Here is a 23,459-nt window from a genome sequence, read left to right as displayed (position 1 = left end):
AGCATCGCGACGAAGCCGCGCAAGCGCACGCCGCTGTTGCCCACGCCCTCAGGTTGTTCCATGCTGTGCCTGCAAGGAGCCGCCGTGGACGCCATCAATCCAAGTGTAGAGCTGACCGAGGCCGACCGGATCGACCGCCTGCGGCTGATCCGGTCGGACAATGTCGGGCCACGCACGTTCCGGTCGCTGGTCGATCATTTCGGCACGGCGCGCGCGGCGCTGGAGCGGCTGCCGGATCTGGCACGTCGCGGCGGTGCGCACCGATCGGCGCGCATCTGCAGCGCTGACGAGGCGAAAGCCGAGCTTGCCGCGAGCCGCAAGTTCGGAATTGCCTGGCTCGCGCCCGGCGAGGACGGTTATCCGGCGCGGCTGGCAACGCTCGACGATGCGCCGCCGCTGCTCGCCGTGCGCGGCGACACTGCAACGCTGATGCGGCCGATGATCGCGATCGTCGGCTCGCGCAACGCCTCCGGTGCAGGCTTGAAATTCGCCGGTCAGCTCGCCCGCGAGCTTGGCGAGGCCGGCTTTGTCGTCATCTCGGGGCTCGCCCGCGGCGTCGACCAGGCCGCGCACCGCGCCAGCGTGGAGAGCGGCACCATCGCCGTGCTTGCCGGCGGCCATGACTGCATCTATCCGCCGGAGCACGGCGATTTGCTGGCCTCGATCCTCGACCGCAAGGGTGCCGCGATCTCCGAGATGCCGCTCGGCCACGAGCCGCGCGCCCGCGACTTCCCCCGCCGCAACCGGCTGATCTCGGGCGCCGCGCTCGGCGTCGTCGTGGTGGAGGCGGCGCACCGTTCGGGCTCGCTGATCACCGCACGCATGGCGGCCGAACAGGGGCGCGAGGTGTTCGCGGTGCCCGGCTCGCCGCTCGACCCGCGCGCGGCCGGCACCAATGATCTGATCAAGCAGGGTGCGACACTCGTCACCGAAGCCGCCGACGTCGTCAACGCGGTCGCACCGATCATGGAGCGGCCGCTGATGCGCACCGCGAACGAGCCCGACAGCGAGCCGTTCGAAAGCGATCCGCAAGGACACGACCGCGATCAGATCACCGGCCTGCTCGGCCCCGCCCCTGTCACGATCGACGATCTCGTGCGGATGTCCGGCGCCTCGCCGGCCATCGTGCGCACCGTGCTCTTGGAGCTCGAGCTCGCCGGCCGGCTCGAACGCCACGGCGGTGGCTTGGTCTCGCTGCTTTAAGGAGTGTTCCGCTCGTCGAAGCGCGTGCGCGCCGAGGCGATCTGCTCTTGATGCGCGATCGCCCATTCGCCGAGTGCCCTCACCGGCTGCTGCAGTCCGCGGCCGAGATCGGTCAGCTCGTAATCCACGCGCGGCGGAATGGTCGGGAAGATCGTGCGTGTGACCAGCCCGTCGCGCTCGAGCCCGCGCAACGTCAGGGTCAACATCCGCTGCGAGATGCCGTTGATCATGCGCTTGAGCTCGTTGAAGCGCTTGGGCCCGTCGCTCAGCATCATGATCACGAACACGCTCCATTTGTCGCCGACGCGCGCGAGGATCGAGGCGACGCCGCGGCAGTCCGCGTGGTCGCGATCCGGCATCGGCGGGGCAGTCAAATCGATGTGCGCAGGTTTCAAGGATGTGCCCATGGCTCAAAAAGGTGCGTTCTTGCGGGGATTTCGATAGTCACTCATGTAGCTCTGGTTACAAACATATACCAGGGTGATCCCGAATGAAACTCCTCCACATCGACTCCAGCGTGCTCGGCCCCCACTCCGTTTCCCGGCAGGTCTCCGCCGCCATCGTCGACCGTCTCAGGCAGGCGACACCGTCGCTCGACATCGTCTATCGCGACCTGACGCAGAGCCCGCTCGCCCATCTCTCCGGTTCGCATCTCGCGGCCGCGCAAGGCGCGCCTGCGCCGGCGGAACTCGGCCCCGACCTCGCCGCCAGCAAGGCCGCGCTGGACGAGTTCCTTACCGCCGACATCGTCGTGATCGGCGCGCCCATGTACAATTTCACCATTCCGAGCCAGCTCAAGGCCTGGATCGACCGCATCCTTGTGGCGGGGAAGACGTTCAGCTACGGCGCGGACGGACCGCAGGGCCTTGCCGGCGGCAAGCGCGTGATCTTCGCGATCTCGCGCGGGGGCTATTACGGCGCGGGCACGCCCGCCGCGTCGCTGGAGCACCTCGAAAGCTATCTGCGTGGCGTGTTCGGCTTCATGGGCATCCATCATCCCGAATTCATCAGCGCCGATGGCATCCAGGTCGGGCCGGAGCATCGCGAGAAGTCGCTCGCAAGCGCGCTTGAGGCGGCAACCAGCCTCCGCGCGGCCTGACGCAACGCGCACATCGTCAGCCGCCGCAACATCGCTTGCGGCGGCTGATCGACCGGTGCGCGATCGGCGAAGCTAAAACCAGGCGCCCTGAATGCCGAGGATGACGGCGACGAGCGAAACGAACAGGCCGATGCCGGAGAAAAGAGCGACCCCGATGAATTCGGAGGTGTCGGAACGCTTGGCGGGAATGGTGGAGTTTTCGGTGTAAATACGCGGTGCTGAAATCGGGGAAATAATACGAGCTGCCTTTGGCATATCGGGCTCCCTTGAAAATGAGTCTTCGTGACCCCCTGCCCGTAAAAGGGTCTTGGCAGCGCAAGCGAAGGTTCAACGCCTCACGCAAGGTTCAGAAAATACAGCTCGCGAGACGTGGGAACCGGTCGGCGCAACCGGTTTGCGTGCGCCGACCGATTCAATTTTCACTTCAATTGATCAGCCGCGATAGATCGGCGCGCCGCTCGGCGAGGCGACTGCGCCGCCGTCGACGAAGATTTCCTGGCCCTGCACATGCGCGGAATCGTCGGAGGCGAGGAACAGCACCGTCTTCGCGACGTGATCTGTTTCACCAATGCGCCCCAGCGGCGTCGTCAGCGCGATCCGCTTCTCGAACGCCTTCTCGGCTTCGGGCGTCGCGGTCGCAGGTCCCCAGATCGGCGTGCGGATCGCACCGGGCGCGACCACGTTGACGCGAATGCCGCGCGGCGACAGTTCTGATGCCATGATCCGCGCCATCGCGCGCACGCCGGCCTTGGCGGCGCCATACGCCGAATAGCCGGGAATGCCGAGCACGGAGATCACCGAGCCGCTGAGGATGATCGAAGCGTTGTCGTTGAGATAAGGCAGCGCGGACTGCACGGTGAAGAACACGCCGGTCAGATTGGTGCTGATGACCTTCGCGAAGACCTCCAGCGTGGCCGATCCCAGCGGCGTGCCGCCGGCGATGCCGGCATTGGCGAACACGATGTCGAACTTGCCGAACTTTTCGGCGCCCTTCTTGATCGCAGCTTCGGTCGCCGCAATGTCGGTGGCGTCCGCGGCGAGCGCGAGCGCGTTCGGCCCGAGCTCCTTCGCGGCCGCCTCGAGCGTCTCCTTGTTGCGCCCGGTGATCACCACCTTGGCGCCCTCGGCCACGAACAGCTTTGCCGTTGCCAGCCCAATGCCGCTATTGCCGCCGGTGATCAGGGCCGTCTTGTTCTTCAGTCTCACGTTCGTCTCCAGTGGTTGCATCATAAAACTATGATTGCCATCTAGGCTATCTGGTTTTAAGGTGCAACCACACGAGCGCGTGAACGGCGACTGGACCGTGCGATCGCGAAAGGACTGGACCATGGTGAAACGAACGAGCTTCGAGGGCGATGCCTGTCCGATCGCGCGCTCGCTGGAAGCGATCGGCGACTGGTGGTCGCTGCTGATCATCCGTGAGGCGCTGTTCGGCCTGCGCCGCTTCGGCGAGTTTCAGAACAAGCTCGGCATGGCCAAGAACATCTTGTCGGCCCGGCTGCGCGCGCTGGTCGACCACGGCATCCTGACCACGGCCCCCGCCTCCGACGGCAGCGCCTACCAGGAATATGTGTTGACGGAAAAGGGCCGCGGCACTTTCCCGATCCTGGTAGCCCTGCGGCAATGGAGCGAGGAATTCGACGATCGGCCGTCGGAGATCTCGACCATCCTGGTCGATCGCGAGAAAGGCCGCCCGGTGAAGAAGCTCGAGCTACGCGCCGAAGACGGGCGGCTGCTGACGCAAGCCGATACCATGCTGAAGCCGCGGCCAGCGCCGCGACGGCGGTCGGCCTAGTAACGTCGAACTGCCACCACCCCGTCATTGCGAGCGCAGCGAAGCAATCCAGACTGCCACCGTGGAAAGACTCTGGATTGCTTCGCCGCGCTCGCAATGACTGCGTGGGGGACTTGTACAAAACATCGACGGCGTCAAAGATGGCTAGACACAGCAAGTGGCACCACGATGCCCCTCCTCGCCATCGTCTATTTTTCCATCTCAGGCACCACCGAGAAGCTGGCGCACGCGGTCGCGCGCGGTGCGGATGGCATGGCGGATGTCACGCTCTGTCGCATCACCGGCGGCGACACGTATCAGGCCGGTTTAAGAATGAGAGCTTACTGGAGACGATTGACGGCGCTAGCGCCGTTGCGTTTGGCAGCCCCACCTACATGGGCGGACCCGCCGCCCAATTCAAAGCTTTTGCAGACGCTTCGAGCGACAGATGGAGCAAGCAAGCCTGGGCCAACAAGATCGCAGCAGGATTCACGACGGGCGCCTGCGCTGGCGGCGACCAACTCCACACACTGTCCTACTTTTCCATTCTGGCCGCGCAACACGGCATGCTCTGGTGCGGACTGGATATTCCGGGTGGCGAGGACCCGAGCGGTCGGAATCGTTTAGGCAGCCAGCTTGGCTTGGCAACACACTTGATTGACGGCTCGTTGCCTCAGAGCGACCTCGGCACGGCCGAATATCTCGGCCAGCGATTGTCCAGAATGGCAAGCCGCAACGGCTAACCTCACCCGTCATTGCGAGCGAAGCGAAGCAATCCAGAGTCTTTCAGCGGTGGGATTCTGGATTGCTTCGCTGCGCTCGCAATGACGACTTTGGTGCAGCGTGCTCCAATCTCTCGCCGTCATCCTGAGGTGCTCGTCCTGCAAAGCAGGGCGAGCCTCGAAGGACGACAGCCCGGCTGCATCCCGGCCGCTCATCCTTCGAGGCTCCCTGCGCGATGCTTTGCATCGCGCCACTCGCGCCTCCAGCGACGAGCGCTACGCGCTCGCGCGGGGATGACGGGTCTGATACTCGCCGGGTGCCCTCACGACAGCCTGCGCTTGCTCCGCAGCCGCAGGTGCTCGTCGGCCTCCAGCTTGGTCATTCCCAGGAGATAATGCAGCACGTCGAGCTTGTGCCGCTCGGCGAGCTTGCGCAGTGCCCCGACCTGCTCGGCGATGAAAGCGACCGCCTCCTCGACGCCGCCCTCCCCCGGTTCCTCGTGACGCGAGCCTCCCGCCGCGCGCGATGCGGCGCCCGCCCGTTTCTTTCCTGGCTTAGTCACCAGCCCCCACCCGAATCCATGCCCCGCGGAAACATTACGCCGACATCGGCCGCAACTCAAAGGTGGTATTTTGCAACTTTCTCGATATGAAACTTTTCCCATCGGGATAGCTTTCAACACCCCTCGATTTGACAGCGACGGCCTCACCACCCATGTTCGGGACGAAAGGGCCGACCCGAATCTCATCGAATTCGGCCCCAAATTTCCCCATAAGTTACTGGAACTACATGAATATCGTCATTGTGGAGTCGCCGGCGAAAGCCAAGACGATCAACAAGTATTTGGGCTCGTCCTACGAGGTTCTGGCCTCGTTTGGCCATGTCCGCGACTTGCCGGCGAAGAACGGCTCCGTCGATCCCGACGCCAATTTCAAGATGATCTGGGAGATCGACCCCAAGGCGGCCGGCCGGCTCAACGACATTGCCAAGTCCCTCAAGAACGCTGACCGCCTGATTCTCGCCACCGACCCTGATCGCGAGGGCGAGGCCATCTCCTGGCACGTGCTGGAGGTTCTTAAAGAGAAGCGTGCGCTCAAGGACCACAAGATCGAGCGCGTGGTGTTCAACGCCATCACCAAGCAGGCGGTCACGGACGCCATGAAGCATCCGCGCCAGATCGACGGTGCGCTGGTCGACGCCTATATGGCGCGCCGCGCGCTGGACTATCTGGTCGGCTTCACCCTCTCCCCCGTGCTGTGGCGCAAGCTGCCGGGCGCCCGCTCGGCGGGCCGCGTGCAGTCGGTGGCGCTGCGGCTGGTCTGCGACCGCGAGCTCGAGATCGAAAAGTTCGTTGCGCGCGAATACTGGTCGCTGATCGCGACCCTGCTGACGCCGCGCGGCGACGTCTTCGAGGCACGTCTCGTCGGCGCCGACGGCAAGAAGATCCAGCGCCTCGACATCGGCACCGGCGCGGAAGCCGAAGACTTCAAGAAGGCGCTGGAAGCAGCCGCCTACGCGGTGACCACGGTCGATGCCAAGCCGGCCCGGCGCAATCCGCAGGCGCCCTTCACCACCTCGACGCTGCAGCAGGAAGCCAGTCGCAAATACGGCTTTGCGCCGGCGCACACCATGCGCATCGCGCAGCGGCTCTATGAAGGCATCGACATCGGCGGCGAGACCACCGGACTCATTACTTATATGCGTACCGACGGCGTGCAGATCGACCCGTCCGCGATCACCCAGGCACGCAAGGTGATCGGCGAGGATTACGGCAACGCTTACGTTCCGGACGCGCCGCGCCAGTACCAGGCCAAGGCCAAGAACGCCCAGGAAGCCCACGAAGCGATCCGGCCGACCGACATGTCGCGCCGTCCCGACAGCATGAGCCGCAAGCTCGAGTCGGACCAGGCGAGACTCTATGAACTGATCTGGAAGCGCACCATCGCGAGCCAGATGGAATCGGCCGAGCTGGAACGCACCACGGTCGACATCACGGCGAAGGTCGGCGGCCGCACGCTCGACCTGCGCGCCACCGGCCAGGTCGTCAAGTTCGACGGCTTCCTCGCACTTTATCAGGAAGGCCGCGACGACGAGGAGGACGAGGACTCCCGCCGCCTGCCTGCGATGAGCCCGAATGACGCGCTGAAGCGGCAGTCACTCGCCGTCACCCAGCATTTCACCGAGCCGCCGCCGCGCTTCTCCGAAGCCTCGCTGGTCAAGCGCATGGAAGAGCTCGGCATCGGCCGGCCCTCGACCTATGCCTCGATCCTCCAGGTCCTCAAAGACCGCGGCTACGTCAAGCTCGAAAAGAAGCGCCTGCACGGCGAGGACAAGGGCCGCGTCGTGGTCGCGTTCCTCGAAAGCTTCTTTGCCCGATACGTCGAATACGACTTCACCGCCAATCTGGAAGAGCAGCTCGACCGCATCTCCAACAACGAGATCTCCTGGCAGCAGGTGCTGAAGGATTTCTGGACCGGCTTCATCGGCGCGGTGGACGAGATCAAGGATCTGCGCGTAGCCCAGGTGCTCGACGTGCTCGACGACATGCTGGGCCAGCACATCTATCCGCCCCGCACCGATGGCGGCGACATCAGGCAGTGCCCGAGCTGCGGCAACGGACGGCTCAATCTGAAGGCCGGCAAGTTCGGCGCCTTCGTCGGCTGCTCGAACTATCCGGAATGCCGCTACACCCGTCAGCTTGCCGCCGACGGCGAGGCCACGGCCGATCGTTCGCTCGGCCAGGACCCTGATACGGGTCGCGATGTCTGGGTCAAGGCCGGCCGGTTCGGCCCCTACATCCAGCTCGGCGAGCAGAAGGATTATGCGGAGGGCGAGAAGCCGAAGCGCGCGGGCATTCCGAAGGGGACTTCTCCTGGAGATGTCGAGCTCGAGCTTGCGCTCAAGCTGCTGTCACTGCCGCGCGAGATCGGCAAGCACCCGGAAACCGGCGAGCCGATCACCGCGGGTCTCGGCCGCTTCGGGCCGTTCGTAAAGCACGAGAAGACCTATGCCAGCCTCGAGGCCGGCGACGAAGTGTTCGACATCGGCATCAACCGGGCAGTGACGCTGATCGCGGAGAAGATCGCCAAGGGCCCGAGCCGCCGCTTCGGCGCCGATCCCGGCAAGGCGATCGGTGATCATCCCACACTCGGCACCGTCACGGTGAAGGGCGGCCGCTACGGCGCCTATGTCACGGCGGGTGGCGTCAACGCGACGATCCCGAGCGACATCGAGAAAGACGCCATCACGCTGCCGCAGGCGATCGCGCTGATCGACGAGCGCGCGGCCAAGGGCGGCGGCAAGAAACCGAAGAAGGCGGCGAAGCCGGCCAAGGCCAAGAAGGCTGCTGCCAAGGCCGGCGACGACGCCGCGCCAAAAACCAAAAAGCCGGCCGCGAAGAAGGCGGCCAAACCCAAATCCGAATCCACCAGCAAGGCGCGCGCCGCCGTGTCGTCGACGGCCAAGACTTCGGCCATCAAGACGTCGCCGACCAAGGCAGCTGGCGCCAAAGCTCCGGCCAAGAAAAGTGCCGGCACCAAATAGAGGCTAAGTGAAACGCAAGAATGACCGTGGCTTTCCCGACAGGGCAGCCATCGTCGCCTTCATCAAGGCAAATCCCGGAAAGGTCGGAACCCGCGAAATTGCGCGCGAGTTCGGCCTGAAGAACGCCGACCGCATCGAGCTCAAGCGCATGCTGCGCGAGCTCGCCGACGACGGGCTCGTCAAGAAAAAGCGCCATACGATTTCAGAGCCGGACAGCCTGCCGCCGACGCTGGTCGCCGACATCACCGGCCGCGACGCCGACGGCGAGCTGGTCGCCTCCCCCACCGAATGGGACGAGGTCGAAAGCGGCGAACCGCCAAAGATCCTGATCACGATGCCGCGCCGGCCAAAACCCGGCACAGCGGCCGGCGTCGGCGATCGCGCGCTGCTGCGCGTCGAGCGCTCCGACGAGACCGAAGGCACGGCCTATCGCGGACACATCATCAAGGTCTTCGACAAGACCAAGAGCCGCATCCTCGGCGTCTTCCGCAGCCTGCCCGAGGGCGGCGGACGGATCATCCCCGTCGACAAGAAGTCCGCCGACCGCGAGCTGAACATCGCGCCGACCGAGACACACGGCGCGCAGGACGGCGATCTCGTCAGCGTCGACATCATCCGCTCGCGCGGCTTTGGGCTGGCGTCAGGCCGCGTCAAGGAGAAGCTCGGCTCGGTCAAGTCGGAGAAGGCGATCAGCCTGATCGCGATCTACGCGCACGACATCCCGCTGCAATTCCGCCCCGCGGCGGAGCGCGAGGCCGAAGCGGCGGAGCCGGCCAATCTGAAGGGGCGCGAGGACTGGCGCGACGTGCCGCTGGTCACCATCGATCCCCCGGATGCCAAGGATCACGACGACGCGGTGCACGCGCAGCCGGATCCTGATCCCAACAACAGAGGCGGCTTCATCGTCGATGTCGCCATCGCCGACGTGAGCTTCTACGTGCGGCCTGGCACCGCGCTCGACCGCGACGCGCTCGACCGCGGCAACTCGGTCTATTTCCCCGACCGCGTCGTGCCGATGCTGCCCGAGCGCATCTCCAACGATCTGTGCTCGCTGGTGCCGGGCGAGCCGCGCGGCGCGCTCGCGGTGCGGATGATCATCGCCCCCGATGGGCGCAAACGCTCGCACAGCTGCCATCGCATCCTGATGCGCTCCGCAGCCAAGCTGAACTACGCCCAGGCGCAGGCCGCGATCGACGGAAGGCCGGACGACACCACCGGCCCCCTGCTCGATCCGATCCTGCGGCCGCTCTATGCGGCCTATGCCTGCGTCAAGCGCGCGCGAGACGAGCGCGATCCGCTCAATCTCGATCTGCCCGAGCGCAAGATCCTGTTGAAGAGCGACGGCACGGTCGACCGCGTCGTCGTGCCCGACAGGCTCGACGCGCACAAGCTGATCGAGGAGTTCATGATCCTCGCCAATGTCGCGGCAGCCGAAATGCTCGAGAAGAAGTCGCTGCCGCTGATCTACCGCGTGCATGACGAGCCGACCCTGGAAAAGGTCCACGCGCTCGCGGAATTCCTGGCGACGCTGGACGTTCCGTTCGCGAAAGGCGGCGCGCTGCGCCCCGCTCTGTTCAACCGCGTGCTGGCGCAGCTCGAAGGCCACGACCACTTTCCGCTGGTGAGCGAGGTCGTGCTGCGCGCCCAGGCGCAGGCCGAATATTCCTCGGAGAATTACGGTCATTTCGGCCTGAACCTGCGCCGCTACGCGCATTTCACCTCGCCGATCCGCCGCTATGCCGACCTCGTCGTGCACCGCGCGCTGGTTCGCGCGCTCGGGCTTGGCGAAGGCGCGCTGCCCGACACCGAGACGCCGGAAACGTTGAGCGAGGTCGCAGCCCACATCTCGGTCACCGAGCGGCGCGCGATGAAGGCGGAGCGCGAGACCGTCGACCGCCTGATCGCCCATCACCTCGCCGATCGCATCGGTTCGAGCTTCCAGGGCCGCGTCTCCGGCGTCACGCGCGCCGGCCTGTTCGTCAAGCTCGCTGAGACCGGCGCCGACGGCTTGATCCCGATCCGATCCCTCGGCACGGAATATTTCAACTATGACGAGGGCCGGCACGCCCTGGTCGGCACGCGCAGCGGCACCATGCATCAGCTCGGGGATGTCGTCGACGTCCGCCTGATCGAGGCAGCTCCGATCGCGGGCGCGCTACGATTCGAGCTGCTGTCCTCGACCGGGGAGACCGCGCCGCGCGGCCGCAGGGGATCCGGTCCGCAACGCCGCCCCTCGTTCAAGGCGCATCCCGGCCGCAGTCCCGACAAGAAGCGCAAGCCGAAGAAGCCGGGTAAGGGCAAAAAGGCCAAGGGAAAAAGCAAGGGCAAGGGTCAGAAGGGTAAGGCATGGTGAGCACAGCCCCGAAGATCTGGACCCGCGAGACCGGCCTCGTCGAGAAGCGCGACGTCTTTGCTGCCATGAAGCGCGGCTTTCGCGGCTGCTGCCCCCGCTGCGGCGACGGAAGACTGTTCCGCGCCTTCCTGAAGACCGCGGACAATTGCTCGGTCTGCGGCCTCGATTTCACCCCGCATCGGGCCGACGATCTGCCCGCCTATCTCGTCATCGTCATCGTCGGCCATATCGTGGTGCCCAGCATCCTCTGGATCGAGACCAACTACACCACGCCGGTCTGGATCAGCTTCGCGGCCTATCTGCCCTTCACCTTCGTCGCCTCGCTCGCACTGCTGCAGCCGGTGAAGGGAGCCGTGGTCGGATTGCAATGGGCTCTGCGTATGCACGGGTTTGACGAGAACCCGACGGATGGTATTCCGCCGGTGTAGGCAAAATAAACAAGAAGCAGTTTGGGTGAGGACATGACGGATACGTTGCAGGCAGCCGACAAGGCCAAGATCCACGAGGGCAAGGAAGCCGACCATCATCCCTATTTCCGCCCGCGGGATGCGGCGACACTGATCCTGGTCGATCGCAGGGGCGCCATTCCAAAAGTCCTGGTCGGCAAGCGCCACGACAACGTGGTGTTCATGCCCGGAAAGTTCGTCTTCCCCGGCGGCCGCGTCGACAAGGACGATTATCGCGTGCCGTGCGCGGCGCCTGTAACCGCCGAGCTGGAAGCCAATCTCGCCAAAGGCAGTCCGAAGACGCCGGCCTCTCGCGCGAAGTCGCTGGCGATTGCCGCGATCCGCGAGGCCTGCGAGGAAACGGGTCTCTGCCTCGGGCGCAAGGCCGAAGGCAAGGCCAAACTCGAAGGCGCCTGGAAACCGTTCGCCGATGCGGGCCTGTTGCCCGACCCCTCCAGCCTGTTCCTGATCGCGCGCGCGATTACCCCGCCCGGCCGAGTCAAGCGGTTCGACACGCGCTTCTTCACGGCGGACGCCTCCGCGATCACCCATCGCGTCGACGGCGTGATCCATGCCGATGCCGAGTTGGTCGAGCTGGTCTGGGTCGAGCTCGGCTCGAAGCCGCTCGCCGATCTGCATCCGATGACGCGCAACGTGCTCAACGAGCTCGACGCGCGCCTCGCCACCGGCCCGCTCCGCCATGATGCACCGGTGCCGTTCTTCCATTTCTACGGCGGCAAGATGCAGAAGGACATTTTGAGCTGATCAGTTTGTGACGTCCGCATCGTCCGCATCAGGCTCGGTGCCGACATAGTCGCGCGCGGGAACGTTCAGCACTCGCCCGAGCTCGCTGGCGAACCGACTGGCTTCCTCGCGCTTGGTGAAGCTCATCAGCGTGATCAGCTCGGTCCCTTTGTTGCCGCAGAGATTGACATCGTATGTCGTCAGCGCCGGATCGTCCTCGTCGGTAATGCTGATGAAATGATAATCGGCGAGATCGCGATGGTTGCGAAAATTCAGCGGGCCGAACTGCCTGGTGATGACGATCTGGCGCAGCGTCTCGTTCAGCACGACGAAGGTGCGGAAGGTGAGCAGGATGATTCCGGGGATGCCGACGAGCAACCCGAGTCCCGTGAACACCAGCACCGGCATGAGATCATCGGCGAGCCGGCCAAAACCGGAGAAATCCTGCCGCAGGCCGAGCGCGACATTCCACAGCAGATACAAGCTCGCCGCCAGCAGCGGCAATGACAGCAGTCGCCCGACCCAGGGCATGGGCCGGTCGATGCGGACGATGCGCCCGTCCACGGTCATTGCACCTGCCATCGAAAGTCTCCTCGGGAGCGAAAGTCATGGCTTGGTCGGAGTGAGCCGTGGATCGGTTCGATGGGACTCCTCCGTCGTTCCGGGCGTGGCCCGGGATGACGCGAATGTGCTGAGCTGACATCGAAAAACAAAATAATCTTCCCGCCTCCCCCGATGGCGGAGTTCCGCGGCGTGCCTATGTCTTCCGGAACGACACCAAAAATGGATACCGGGCGATGGCACAACGGCAACTCAAGCTTGGCGCGTTCATGCGCCCGATCAGCATCCACACCGGCGCCTGGCGCTATCCCGGGGCCTGGCCCGACGCCAATTTCAACTTCGGCCACATCAAGACGCTGATCCAGAAGCTCGAGGCCGGCAAGTTCGACGCCTTCTTCATGGCCGATCACCTCGCCGTGCTGAACATGCCGGTCAATGCGCTCAAGCGCAGCCACACGGTCACCTCGTTCGAGCCATTCACGCTGTTGTCGGCGCTCTCGGCCGTCACCGAGCGGATCGGCCTGATCGCGACGGGCTCGACCACGTTCGACGAGCCCTATCACGTCGCGCGGCGCTTCGCCTCGCTCGACCATCTCAGCGGCGGCCGTGCGGGCTGGAACATCGTCACGACCTCGAACCCGGATGCAGCGCTGAATTTCGGCCTCGACGACCACATGGAGCACGCCGAGCGCTACAAGCGCGCCCGCGAGTTCTACGACGTCGTCACGGGCCTGTGGGACTCCTTTGCCGATGACGCCTTCGTGCGCGATGTCGAAAGCGGCGTGTTCGTCGATCCCGCCAAGATGCATGTGCTCGACCATCAGGGCAAATATCTGAAGGTGCGCGGTCCCCTCAACATCGCCCGCCCGGTCCAGGGCTGGCCGGTGATCGTACAGGCCGGCGCCTCCGACGACGGCAGGCAGCTTGCGGCAGAGACCGCCGAAGCCGTCTTCACCGGCGGCGGCAGTCTTGCCGACAGCCAGAAACTCTATGCCGACATCAAGGGCCGCATGGAGAAGGTTGGCCGCGATCCCGAACATCTCAAGATCCTGCCCGGCGCCTTCGTCGTGGTCGGCGACAGCGTCGACGAGGCCAGGGAGAAGCGCGCCCTGCTCGACAGCCGCGTGCATTACGACAGCGCCATCGCCTCGCTCTCGGTCATCCTAGGCACGGATGCCTCAGGCTTCGACCCGGATGGCCCTCTCCCCGAAATCCCCGAGACCAATGCCAGCAAGAGCGGCCGTCAGCGCATGGTCGATCTCGCCGCGCGCGACAAGCTCACGGTGCGCCAGCTCGCCCAACGCGTCGGCGGCTATGGCGGGCTATCCTTCGTCGGCACGGCCAAAACCATTGCCGATCAGATGGAGGAATGGCTGGTCGGGCGCGGCTCCGACGGCTTTAACATCATGTTCCCGTTCTTGCCCGCCGGCCTAGACGATTTCGTCGACAAGGTGGTGCCGGAGCTGCAGCGCCGCGGGATTTTCCGGAAAGAGTATGAAGGGCCCACTTTGAGAGAGAATCTGGGCCTGCCGCGGCCCAAAAACCGGTTCTTCGAGGCGTAATCGGGCCGATTTGGGCGGTTTTCGACCCCTAAAATCTTGACATCAGGCTGTTTCTGGCTAGGTTGCCGGCCAACGCGGGCCATTTGGCCGGCTCCAGATTCCCTTCATTCCTGAGGTTCTGAACATGGCCAAAGCGGTCACCATCAAGGTCAAGCTCGTGTCCTCGGCCGACACCGGCTTCTACTACGTCGCCAAGAAGAATTCGCGCACCATGACCGACAAGCTGGTCAAGAAGAAGTACGATCCCGTGGCGCGCAAACACGTCGAATTCCGCGAAGCCAAGATCAAGTAAGATCGCGGGACGCTGAAGACTTTTGCGGGGCCCTTGCGGGCCCCGTTTTATTTTGACCCCTCTCGCGTGTCCCGGATGCGCAGCAGCGCCCCGTGGACGTGACGCTGCGCTGCGTCCGGGGCACGAGGGCTGAGCTCGGCACAGCGAGTCATCGCCAGATTTTGTTCAACCCTCGGTTGCTCGCTCGCGAATGTATGTTAGCGTGCACTTGTCGGGCGGGAATGTCCGTCCCGGCTTTGGAAGGACATGGTCATGAGATTCTCATCAAGCCTTGTCGTGCCTTCAACCATCGCTGCCTTGTCAACAATCTTGCTGTGCGCGCCGGCAGCGTCGCAAATCCCAACCGGCTCCGCCGCCACGATTCCCCCCGTCACGGTCGACGCGCCGAAACAGGTGGCAAGGCCACACGTGTCGGAGCGAGGAGCAAACACAATTTCCCCTCGTCGGACTACCTCAACAGCTCAAACGTCAGCCGCGCTCACACCTGCGTATGCGCCGGGTTCTGTGATGGGGAGGATTGCCGGCCTGGAGAAAGTCGCCAGCAGTTGCAACGGAGGCTGTGCATCAAGCTTCCCAAGCGGCAAGGATCCGTGGGTTGGATGCAGCGAGTCAGGCGGCAACATAGACTACGGTCCTTTCTCGCCAACCTGCCGCGACACCATCACCCACAAATCCTACCTGGATTGCGTCGACACCAGGACGTTCCTGGGCGACAACCGAAACAAGGCCCACTGGTTGTGCAGCAGCCTGGCCGCCGGCAACAGGTTTAAGGTCGCCGATCTCAAGCGATCAGCACGCACGCGTTAGTCCATCCTCTCCGCAGTCCTTCTGTTGCGATCGAGCTTCAGCTCACTCGTGTCCAGACCCGGACGCAGCGCGTGGCGTTGCGTCCGGGCATGAGAGCAGGGTTACGTGACTAACCCAAAGATCCTGCGCATTTCGACCACGACGGACCAAGTGTGACGCACCTCGCAGAGCGCCTTCACCACCTCCGATATCTCCAGCGGGATCGTTGCATGAACCTGGTCCATTCCCGTGAAGAGCCATTTGCCGTTGCTAGATCCGCTGCGCTTCGCCGCCGCCCTCGGCGTCGCCATGTTTCACCAGATGTTCTGGTCCTGGGCCTGGACCTCGATCGGCGTCCCCGGTTTCGAGCGCACTGTCGCCGCCGATGTTCTCTACCCGTCCGCCGCGCCCTACACGTGGTTCGGCTGGGTCGGGGTCGAAATCTTCTTTGTCATTTCCGGCTTTGTCATCGCGAATTCCGCGAGCACGTCGTCGCCGGGCGGATTTCTTCTTGGTCGCGCCCTCAGGATTTATCCCGCGGTCTGGGTTTGCGCCACCGCGACCTTCCTCATTCTGCTCCTCTTCGGGAGCGGACCGGCATCCGAACTCATTCTGCCCTACATCCACGCCATGCTGATGGTCCCCAAGGGAGTCACAGGTCAGTGGCTTGACGAGGTCTACTGGACCCTGGCAGCCGAGACGGCATTTTATGGTCTCGTGTTCTGCGCGATGCTCACCAAGAAGGTCACCCTGCGGCACCTCGCCTGGGGTCTCACCATCTACAGCGCAATCTTCAATGCCGTCGCGCTACTCGTGCTGTCATGCACGACGCCATCCGACTTGCCTTATCTCGTCATTCTGATGTTTCGGGTGCCGTGCGCGGCATTCCTGCTGACGCATGGCTGCTTCTTTGCGCTGGGGATCTGGCTGTTCATCTCCGCGAACAGACAATTGACGGCGCTCGAACAGGTCGCAATTGCCATCACGTGTCTTTCGGGCGCGGCGGAAATCTACTTCTTCGCCTCGTTCTTCTTGACGTCCATCCCCGCCATCTCGGATCAATCGGCTCTCGTGCCGATCATGGTCTGGGCTGCGGCAGTGCTCCTCATTGCCATCGCCGCGAAGCGGAGCAGGCGCTCTGCGGGCAAAGCTTCTCCTGAAACACCAGCCTATTTGAGAACGCTCGGACTGATCACCTATCCGCTCTATCTCACGCATAACGTCATCGGCACCGCGATCATTCGTGCCCTGGTCGATGCCGGCTGGGATGCCACCTCGGCCGTCTGGATCGCGCTGGGCCTGCTTGTTCTGGTCTGCTGGCTCATTTGCGCGAAGATCGAGCCCGCCGTCAGATCCGCGCTGATGCAAACCCTTTCCCATTTCGGAAAGCTGCCGGAAAGACAGCCGACGTCGAGGCGCCCGGCATTCGCTCGAGGGCTGCGCCTGCGTCCCGCACGTTCCCTCTCGTATCACGGACGCGCTGCAGCGTGAAACGCTGCTGCGCAGAGTTTGGACGCAGACAGCAACACAGCACGACCCACGATCAGGGCGCTGCGACCGCCACCGTTTCTTCGATGATCCTCAGTTGTCCATTTTCGCTGGTGAGTATGGATGAGTAATAACCGTGAAACGGACGGTCTCCCATCTTGGCCTCCCATGTCCCGGCGTTGAAGACGAAGGCGCCCTCGGGGCGAGAGACGGTTCGTTGAACCGAATAGTCATGCAGTCCGAGCTTGAGGGCGTCGCTGAAACTCCGGCGAATGGCATCCCTGCCCTGAAAGATACCGCTGGGTGTCACCCGCACAGCGTTCTCCGTAAATGTTGCGGCCATACTGTTGAGGTCACCGCGATTATACGCTTCTGAAAAATGCTTGTGCATCTCGTCCATGGCGGCAGCGTCAAGCGTCTCTCCCGCAATCGTCATGCGCGGAATGGCGAACAGCAGGCAGAGCATAAAACTCGCTGATCTGAAGGCCATGTTCCCTCCGTTGGGTTCACTATTGTGAATTGAAATCGCTCAGGTCTGTTCGACAACCGAGTGTTGCGGCACCTCAATAGGTGGCCCAGTCCCGTGCTAAACTTGCGCCTCCGCTTTCGCACTCTGGCCATTTCGAATCAGGCGCGGCTCCGTTCCCGCCAAAAGTCTTTGGATGTTCGCACGATGGCGGATGATCACGTAGAGGCCGCCTCCGATCACCAGCAACCGGTACGGCAATGGGTGCTCGACCGCGCAGACAAGAACGATTGCCGTCAACGCCGCGAGCATCGAGCTCAAGGAAACGATCCGGGTGATAGCCAGCACGAAGCCAAAGGCGGCTGCAGCCCCCAATCCAACGGGCCAGGACATCGCCAGCAACACACCGACTCCGGCGGCAGCCGACTTGCCGCCCGTGAAGTTCAGCCAGATCGATCGGCTATGTCCCAACAGCACGGCAATTCCAGCCAGACAAACAGCCCATGGCACCCACAGCTGCAGATCAGAAGCTGTCGGCGACGAGGATAATTCTGCATAGAGCCAGGGACAGAACGAGCGCGCAACAATGATGGCACCCACGCCCTTCAGCACATCGCCGACGAGCACGAACAAGGCAGGCCATTTGCCGAGAGTGCGCAAGACATTCGTTGCCCCGGTGGACTTGGAGCCATGCCTTCGGATGTCGATACCCCTGAGCAGTTTCCCCGCCAGATACCCCGTGGGGATCGAGCCGAGCAGATAGGCGATCAACAACCCAACCGCGCCCGCTGTCCAAAACGCCATGGGTTTATGTCCCGTTTCCTGAACGCTGTTTTATCCCCGACTTCGTCTGACCGCTATGGGTCTGAAGCGCCGCGGACGCTCGTGAGCACCCGCTTCCCTACGCCGTCCGCAACATTGGCGCCGGCGGCTGCAACGGCCGGATCAGCGCGAACGCGATCGACGGTATCTACAGGTCGAAACGCGATCATAATGTCCGGCTGCCCGCGCGACAGGATGGTTCCTTTTTTCTCGCCGCCGGTGTTTCATCTGCACGGTGGAGAACGGGCATGCAGGGATCGCTGGGGGAAAAGATCGGTGAAGGCGCCTTCTCCGAAGCCTACGCCTGGGCGCCCGGTCAGGTCGTGAAGCTATTCAAGGCCGGCGTCTCTCATCTGCTCGGCCGGCATGAGGTACGCATGATCCGCGCCGTGCGGGCCGCCGGCGTCCCGGTGCCGGCGGTGTTCGGCGAGGTGACGCTGGACGGGCGCTTCGGCATCGTGCTGGAGCGCCTCGACGGACCAACCCTGTGGCATCTCTCGCGGACCGGCGCGGTGACTTTCGAACAGGCGGGCGCGATCGTCGCGGCTCTGGCCATGACTCTTCACAAGACGTCCGCGCCGCCGGAGCTCCTCTCCGTGCGCGCGTATATGGAGAGCGAGTTGCGGCACGACGACGGCAAGGTCCCGAAGCACATCGCCGCCGATATCCTCGCCCTGATCGATCGCCTGCCGACCGGCGACGGGCTTTGCCATTGCGACCTTAGCCCCGGCAACGTGATCATGACGGCGGAAGGCCCAAAGCTTGTCGACTGGACTTTCGCGATGCGCGGGCCCGCCGCCCTCGATCTTGGGTTCTTGCATGTCATCCTGTCCGAGCTCGCACCGGAACTAGCCGATAATCCGGAGCGGCCGCGCGCGACCAATGCGGCGGCGCAATCCGAATATGCGCGGCTGGCCGGCATGTCTCTGGCGGAGCTGACGGCGGCAATGGAGCCGTATTTGCCTATCGTCCGCACCTTCGTCGTCCTCGGAAACGTGGTGCCTGCGCTGCGGGAGCAACTGATCCAGCGCATCGAAGCGGGGCTGCGCGCGAAAGACTGAACCGTCCGCAACCTGGATTCCTGCTCGCCCTCTCAAGGCGCTCTCGATTACCGAGCAAATCTCGGCAGCCAATGGAGCCCGTTTGGCACAATCGAGTTGCATCGGGAGGCGGCCGTCGCGCTTGGTACAGCCAAAATCGACATTCTTGGTACTGTTTTATAGCCGGGCGCAACGCATCTATTCGCTGACACCAGCGATCGGAGCGATCCCGATCCATCAGGATGAGTGGGAGCCCCGGTCAATGCGGACAGCGGAGATTGCGGACACGGAGACAGGAGTTCCACACGGCCTGGCATTCTGTGGATAGCCGGTGCGTCCACGCTCGCTGCATTATTCGACCAAGAGACAAATGACAGAGGAGATAATTCCCATGAAGGCGATCGTCGTAACGGACCAGGCCGCAGGAACGGCCGGGATGAAGCTCATGGACAGACCCGAGCCGCAGGCAGCGATAAACGACGTCGTCGTTCAGGTTCATGCGTCGGGATTCGTACCGACTGAGCTGGCGTGGCCGTCGACCTGGACCGATCGCCTCGAACGTGACCGAACACCGTCGATCCTTGGGCACGAGCTGGCCGGAGTGGTCTCCGCCCTCGGATATGGCACGACGGGGCTGTCAGTCGGACAGCGGGTGTTCGGCCTCGCGGACTGGTATCGAGACGGCACACTGGCCGAGTATGTGGCGATCGAGGCACGCAACCTTGCACCGCTGCCGGGCGACGTCGACTTTACCGTGGGTGCGAGTCTGCCGATCTCGGGCCTGACGGCCTGGCAAGGGCTGTTCCAACACGGCCGTCTTCAGGCGGGGCAAAGCGTCCTCGCACACGGCGCGGCCGGCGCAGTCGGGTCGATGGTGACGCAACTCGCACGAGAGGCCGGCGCCTACGTCATCGGCTCTGGACGCGCCGCCGACCGTCAGACAGTGCTCGACTTCGGCGCGAAGGAGTTCGTCGATCTCGACAACGACACCCTGAAGGACGTGGGCAAAGTCGATCTGGTGTTCGATGTCATCGGCGGTGACATCCAGAAGCGATCCGCAGCACTGATCCGAGCCGGAGGAACACTGGTGACGATCGTGGGGCCGGCCGAGACGCGGCCCTCCGATGGCCTGGCGGTCGACTTCGTCGTCGAGTCCGATCGTGCCCAACTGAGTGAGATCGTCCAGCGGGTGCGGGACGGACGCCTGCGGACGAATATCGGCAACGTCTCGACCCTCGACGATGCCGTCGCCGCATTAAATCCGACCAAGCGACGCAAGGGGAATACGATTATCCACATTCGTCCCTGAGAGACGCACGCCCATTGATGCACGCAGCTGCCCGGCGGTCACGGCCAAGCAGCGCGGCGTCCGCTGTAAACTTCAAAGCGGACACCCATGAGGACACGCCCAGCCTACGCCGTCCGCAACACCGGCGCCGACGGCTGCGACGGCCGGATCAGCGCGAAGGCGACCTGGATGATGCCGCCAGCCAGCCCCAGCGCGACGCCGATGCGCCAGGCCATCGTGTACGAGCCGAGCGCGTCGTAGAGCAGCCCTCCTCCGTACGCGCCGAGAAAGCTGCCGATCTGGTGGCTCATGAAGGCGAGGCCCTGGATCATCGCCTGCCAGCGCAGGCCGAACATCTCGGCGACGGCGCCCGCGACCAGCGGGCCCACGCCCATCCACAAGAAGCCCATGATCGCGCCGAACAGCAGCGTCGAGGCAGGCGTTGCCGGCAGCATGAAATACCAGGCCAGCGCCAGCGAGCGCAGGACGTAGATGCCGCCGAGCAGCGCGAGCTTGTTCCAGCGCTGGCCAGCCCAGCCGAAGAACAGCGAGCCGAGCACGTTGAAGCCGCCGATCATGCCGAGCGTCTGCGCGCTCAGCATCGGATCGAGGCCGCAGATCGCGAGATAGGACGGCAGGTGCGTGGTGAGGAACACAAGCTGCATGCCGCAGACGAGATAGGCGCAGGTCATCACCACGAACGACGCATTGCCGAAGGCGGTCTTCGCCGCGGTCATGGCCGTGGCATCGACGATCTCGTCAGTCGCGGGCTTCGGCAGCGGGACCGCGTCAACGCGCCCTGCATACCAGGCCGCCGGGATCATCAGCACCGACATCACGACGAAGCCGGCGAGCCCGACGCGCCAGCCAAAGCCCTCGTTGAGCATCTGCCCGAGCGGCGCCGATAACAACGCGCCGAGCGAGCCCGCGCCGGAGACGATGCCAAGCACGGTGGAACGCACCGTCGCGGGTACCGCGCGCGCCGCCACCGACATCGCGATCGCCGCCGCGGTGCAGGCGAGCGAAGTGCCGATCAGCACGCCGGCGCCGATCATGATGGCGACGAGACCGTTCGCGGTTGCCATCAGCACCAGGCCCGCGATGTACATGAATGAGCCTGCAATCATGATGGGACGGAAGCCGTAGCGCGTGGTCATCGCGCCGGCGAGCGGCTGGAGAAAGCCCCAGGCGAGGTTTTGCACGGCCAGCGCCAGCGTGAAGTCGGAGATCGAAAGATGGATGTCGTGGGTCAGCGGCTGCATGAAGATGCCGAGGCTCTGCCGCAGCCCCATGCTCAGCGTCAGCATGATCGAGGCGCCGATCAGGATGGGCAATGTCGGGCGCAGGACCTGCAACAGGGGCATTTTCGTCTCCCTCAACGGCGCGGCGCGAGCGCCGTCGTCTGCAATATCGGTTGATTTTGATTACACAGACCTGTGTACTTAGGCTATGGTTAGCGTGCGCTGTCAAGCGAACAGGACATTCACCGCCGCATGGCTCCCCCGCCCGCCCCACAGACGATGAAAGAGCGGATCCTCGAGACCGCCGACAAGTTGTTCTATCTGCAGGGCATTCGCGCCATCGGGGTCGACACCATCGCGGCCGAGATCGGCATCTCCAAACGCACGCTCTACAACCACTTCCCCTCCAAGGACGCGCTGATCGCGGCTTATCTGGACCGCCGCTTCGTGCAGCCCCGCCCCTCGGACAAGCCCGCGGCCGAGCAGATCCTCGCCACCTTCGATTCGCTGGAGCGCCGCTTCGCCGCAAAAGACTTTCGCGGCTGCCCGTTCGTGAATGCGGTCGCCGAACTTGGCCCAGCGGACCGCGCCGTGAAGAAGATCGCCATCGCCTTCAAGGAAAGCCGCCGCGTCTGGTTTCGCGACCGCCTCAACGAGCTCGGCGTTGCGAACGCGGAAACACTCGCAACGCAGCTCGTGCTGCTGGTCGACGGCTCAATCGCGCAGGACCTCGTCCGCGACGACCCCGCAATGGCGCGTGCCGCGAAGGAAGCGGCGACAGTGTTGCTGCGGAATGCCGGGGTGGATGTGGGAGATGAGGCTGCGGTGAAGCCAGGCAGGCGGCCGGCTCGGCATCCCTGAAGCAGCTGCAAGATCATAACCCGGTTCGCTCGCCGCAAGAAGTCTGATCAGGCAAGCACGTACCCCAACGTCCGTTTGCCGTGCTTCACCTTCGATCCCTTGAAGAGAGCGAACTCTTAGTCCGCTTTTGAACCAGAAGCTGACTTCGCTCAGCCCTTCTCTCGTAGGTCCAGAAACCGCCAGGGGGACCTCCGCCAGAAAACCTCTCCGGGGTGTCTCTCGACCAACGCGGGTGTGTTGAGTTTGAGGGTCTTCACTCTTGCGTCGGGGTAAAGCGGTGTTAGTGAACAACAGAACACGCAAAGAAGCCGGCGCAAGGCCGGCTTCTGCGTATTCTAGTGCTGAAAGAAAGCGAAGCTCAATACCTCGCGGCGGCCGGGCCACCGAAGCGGTAGTTGAGGCGCGCCGTGACCACGTCGACGTCTTGGCTGATGCGATCAACCCGGACGAGGGTCCCCGCCGGAACCAGCAGACCTGTCGACGACATCGTTACATCGCGGTCACCCATGAACATGTGATTGTACTCCACGCCGACTGACCAGTTCGATGCGAAGCCGTACTCCAAACCAACGCCGACGGTGCCGCCCCAGCGGGTCTCCGTAGCTGAATCGAAGGCCAGGTCGCCGGGAATGGTTCGACCTGTGTACTTGTCGCGGGTGACGGCCGCGCCGCCCTTCACGTAAAGTAGCGCATTGTTCCAGGAATAACCGACTTGTCCGGTGAAGAGGCCGAAAGCGTCGATCTTGGATTGGTTCCGGGCGATGATGAAGGTGCTGGAGTTCGATCCGTTGAAGTCTGCCCAGTTTCCCTGTGCTTCAAGGCCGAAAACGTAAGGTCCAGTCTGCCAACGGTAGCCGATTTGACCGCCGACCGTGCCGCCAGATGCATCGTGGCAGCCTTCCGCCCCGGCAGGAACAACCGCAAATGCACCGAACTGGGTCATATCCCAGCACTTGCGGCTCGTACCCCAACCGCCGTTAGCGCCAATGTAAAAGCCGCTCCAGTCATACATCGCAACCGCCATCGGAGGCGCCTTGGTGTACGGACGGGCCGCCAGATCGGCCGCGCTCGCCGGAGCTGACAGACCCAGAACGAGTATCCCGGCCGCCGCCGCTAGAAGCCTTTTCATACGAGTGTCTCCCCAGGAAAATGAGTTCAATGAATCGG

The 23,459-nt window shown here is 63.9% G+C and carries 23 protein-coding genes; 14 read left to right on the top strand and 9 right to left on the bottom strand.

Translation table 11 applies throughout. The features are described from left to right. Positions 1-60 precede the first annotated feature (60 nt). Positions 61-1,203, top strand: a complete 1,143-nt coding sequence (gene dprA / locus IVA75_RS04305) for a DNA-processing protein DprA (protein ID WP_247286813.1) — start codon at positions 61-63, stop codon at positions 1,201-1,203. Here dprA and IVA75_RS04300 read toward each other — a convergent pair. Further along, on the bottom strand, positions 1,200-1,610 hold the full coding sequence (locus IVA75_RS04300) for a helix-turn-helix domain-containing protein (RefSeq protein ID WP_247286814.1): 411 nt from the start codon (positions 1,608-1,610) through the stop codon (positions 1,200-1,202). The genes dprA and IVA75_RS04300 overlap by 4 nt on opposite strands. A gap of 83 nt (positions 1,611-1,693) precedes the next feature. Here IVA75_RS04300 and IVA75_RS04295 point away from each other — a divergent pair, with 83 nt between their 5' ends. Continuing rightward, positions 1,694-2,302, top strand: coding sequence for an NAD(P)H-dependent oxidoreductase (locus IVA75_RS04295; RefSeq protein ID WP_247286815.1), 609 nt, complete (start codon positions 1,694-1,696; stop codon positions 2,300-2,302). Positions 2,303-2,374: 72 nt separating this feature from the next. On the opposite strand, the gene IVA75_RS04290 is transcribed toward IVA75_RS04295, so the two are convergent. Together IVA75_RS04290 and IVA75_RS04285 are read right to left on the bottom strand one after the other, a co-directional pair. Continuing rightward, a complete protein-coding gene (locus tag IVA75_RS04290; RefSeq protein ID WP_247286816.1) occupies positions 2,375-2,557 on the bottom strand; it encodes a hypothetical protein in 183 nt (60 codons plus the stop codon). Between the two features lie 177 nt (positions 2,558-2,734). Continuing rightward, the gene (locus IVA75_RS04285) at positions 2,735-3,508 is read right to left on the bottom strand and encodes an SDR family oxidoreductase (RefSeq protein WP_247286817.1); all 774 of its coding nucleotides are present in this window, start codon (positions 3,506-3,508) and stop codon (positions 2,735-2,737) included. Between the two features lie 121 nt (positions 3,509-3,629). On the opposite strand from IVA75_RS04285, the gene IVA75_RS04280 reads away from it, so the two are divergent. Together IVA75_RS04280 and IVA75_RS40285 are read left to right on the top strand one after the other, a co-directional pair. After that, positions 3,630-4,097: a helix-turn-helix domain-containing protein gene (locus tag IVA75_RS04280; RefSeq protein WP_247286818.1), complete on the top strand. Its 468-nt coding sequence runs from the start codon at positions 3,630-3,632 to the stop codon at positions 4,095-4,097. A 374-nt stretch (positions 4,098-4,471) separates the two neighbouring features. After that, the gene (locus tag IVA75_RS40285; protein ID WP_346658400.1) at positions 4,472-4,819 is read left to right on the top strand and encodes a hypothetical protein; all 348 of its coding nucleotides are present in this window, start codon (positions 4,472-4,474) and stop codon (positions 4,817-4,819) included. A 302-nt stretch (positions 4,820-5,121) separates the two neighbouring features. Here IVA75_RS40285 and IVA75_RS04270 read toward each other — a convergent pair whose 3' ends face one another. Continuing rightward, on the bottom strand, positions 5,122-5,361 hold the full coding sequence (locus IVA75_RS04270) for a hypothetical protein (RefSeq protein ID WP_247286819.1): 240 nt from the start codon (positions 5,359-5,361) through the stop codon (positions 5,122-5,124). Positions 5,362-5,588: 227 nt separating this feature from the next. Here IVA75_RS04270 and topA point away from each other — a divergent pair, with 227 nt between their 5' ends. The 4 genes from topA to IVA75_RS04250 are packed head-to-tail and all read left to right on the top strand — an operon-like array spanning position 5,589 to position 11,906. After that, complete coding sequence (gene topA, locus IVA75_RS04265; protein WP_247286820.1) at positions 5,589-8,342, top strand: type I DNA topoisomerase; 2,754 nt, start codon at positions 5,589-5,591, stop codon at positions 8,340-8,342. A gap of 7 nt (positions 8,343-8,349) precedes the next feature. After that, positions 8,350-10,695: a ribonuclease R gene (gene rnr, locus IVA75_RS04260; protein ID WP_247286821.1), complete on the top strand. Its 2,346-nt coding sequence runs from the start codon at positions 8,350-8,352 to the stop codon at positions 10,693-10,695. Continuing rightward, complete coding sequence (locus IVA75_RS04255) at positions 10,689-11,123, top strand: DUF983 domain-containing protein (protein ID WP_247286823.1); 435 nt, start codon at positions 10,689-10,691, stop codon at positions 11,121-11,123. The genes rnr and IVA75_RS04255 overlap by 7 nt, the downstream gene beginning before the upstream one ends. Before the next feature lie 33 nt (positions 11,124-11,156). Next, entirely contained in the window at positions 11,157-11,906 is a 750-nt protein-coding gene (locus IVA75_RS04250; RefSeq protein ID WP_247286825.1) for an NUDIX domain-containing protein, read from the top strand. Here the strand turns inward: IVA75_RS04250 and IVA75_RS04245 are convergent, their stop codons facing one another. After that, on the bottom strand, positions 11,907-12,467 hold the full coding sequence (locus IVA75_RS04245) for a hypothetical protein (protein WP_247286827.1): 561 nt from the start codon (positions 12,465-12,467) through the stop codon (positions 11,907-11,909). Between the two features lie 215 nt (positions 12,468-12,682). On the opposite strand from IVA75_RS04245, the gene IVA75_RS04240 reads away from it, so the two are divergent. The 3 genes from IVA75_RS04240 (at position 12,683) to IVA75_RS04230 (ending at position 16,577) form a co-directional block, all read left to right on the top strand. After that, positions 12,683-14,008: an LLM class flavin-dependent oxidoreductase gene (locus tag IVA75_RS04240; RefSeq protein ID WP_247286828.1), complete on the top strand. Its 1,326-nt coding sequence runs from the start codon at positions 12,683-12,685 to the stop codon at positions 14,006-14,008. Between the two features lie 124 nt (positions 14,009-14,132). Continuing rightward, positions 14,133-14,300 carry a 50S ribosomal protein L33 gene (gene rpmG / locus IVA75_RS04235; RefSeq protein ID WP_007603295.1) on the top strand — a complete coding sequence of 56 codons (168 nt, stop codon included), beginning with the start codon at positions 14,133-14,135 and terminating at the stop codon, positions 14,298-14,300. A gap of 1,035 nt (positions 14,301-15,335) precedes the next feature. Continuing rightward, complete coding sequence (locus IVA75_RS04230) at positions 15,336-16,577, top strand: acyltransferase (RefSeq protein WP_247286829.1); 1,242 nt, start codon at positions 15,336-15,338, stop codon at positions 16,575-16,577. 52 nt (positions 16,578-16,629) lie between these two features. Here the strand turns inward: IVA75_RS04230 and IVA75_RS04225 are convergent, their stop codons facing one another. Together IVA75_RS04225 and plsY are read right to left on the bottom strand one after the other, a co-directional pair. Then, positions 16,630-17,064 carry a nuclear transport factor 2 family protein gene (locus IVA75_RS04225; RefSeq protein WP_247286830.1) on the bottom strand — a complete coding sequence of 145 codons (435 nt, stop codon included), beginning with the start codon at positions 17,062-17,064 and terminating at the stop codon, positions 16,630-16,632. A 96-nt stretch (positions 17,065-17,160) separates the two neighbouring features. Next, complete coding sequence (plsY, locus tag IVA75_RS04220) at positions 17,161-17,844, bottom strand: glycerol-3-phosphate 1-O-acyltransferase PlsY (RefSeq protein ID WP_247286831.1); 684 nt, start codon at positions 17,842-17,844, stop codon at positions 17,161-17,163. Positions 17,845-18,110: 266 nt separating this feature from the next. On the opposite strand from plsY, the gene IVA75_RS04215 reads away from it, so the two are divergent. Together IVA75_RS04215 and IVA75_RS04210 are read left to right on the top strand one after the other, a co-directional pair. Continuing rightward, positions 18,111-18,923, top strand: a complete 813-nt coding sequence (locus tag IVA75_RS04215) for an aminoglycoside phosphotransferase family protein (RefSeq protein ID WP_247286832.1) — start codon at positions 18,111-18,113, stop codon at positions 18,921-18,923. 370 nt (positions 18,924-19,293) lie between these two features. After that, positions 19,294-20,211 carry an NADP-dependent oxidoreductase gene (locus IVA75_RS04210; RefSeq protein WP_247286833.1) on the top strand — a complete coding sequence of 306 codons (918 nt, stop codon included), beginning with the start codon at positions 19,294-19,296 and terminating at the stop codon, positions 20,209-20,211. A gap of 104 nt (positions 20,212-20,315) precedes the next feature. Here the strand turns inward: IVA75_RS04210 and IVA75_RS04205 are convergent, their stop codons facing one another. Next, positions 20,316-21,554, bottom strand: a complete 1,239-nt coding sequence (locus tag IVA75_RS04205) for an MFS transporter (RefSeq protein WP_247286834.1) — start codon at positions 21,552-21,554, stop codon at positions 20,316-20,318. A 129-nt stretch (positions 21,555-21,683) separates the two neighbouring features. Here IVA75_RS04205 and IVA75_RS04200 point away from each other — a divergent pair, with 129 nt between their 5' ends. Beyond that, entirely contained in the window at positions 21,684-22,292 is a 609-nt protein-coding gene (locus IVA75_RS04200; RefSeq protein ID WP_247286835.1) for a TetR/AcrR family transcriptional regulator, read from the top strand. Positions 22,293-22,650: 358 nt separating this feature from the next. Here IVA75_RS04200 and IVA75_RS04195 read toward each other — a convergent pair whose 3' ends face one another. Further along, the gene (locus IVA75_RS04195) at positions 22,651-23,421 is read right to left on the bottom strand and encodes an outer membrane beta-barrel protein (RefSeq protein WP_247286836.1); all 771 of its coding nucleotides are present in this window, start codon (positions 23,419-23,421) and stop codon (positions 22,651-22,653) included. Positions 23,422-23,459: the final 38 nt, after the last annotated feature.

It is taken from the genome of Bradyrhizobium sp. 134 (genome assembly GCF_023074155.1).
Lineage (GTDB): Bacteria > Pseudomonadota > Alphaproteobacteria > Rhizobiales > Xanthobacteraceae > Bradyrhizobium.
Note: the sequence above shows the minus strand (reverse complement) of the source record. Positions and strands in the feature narration are given on the sequence as shown.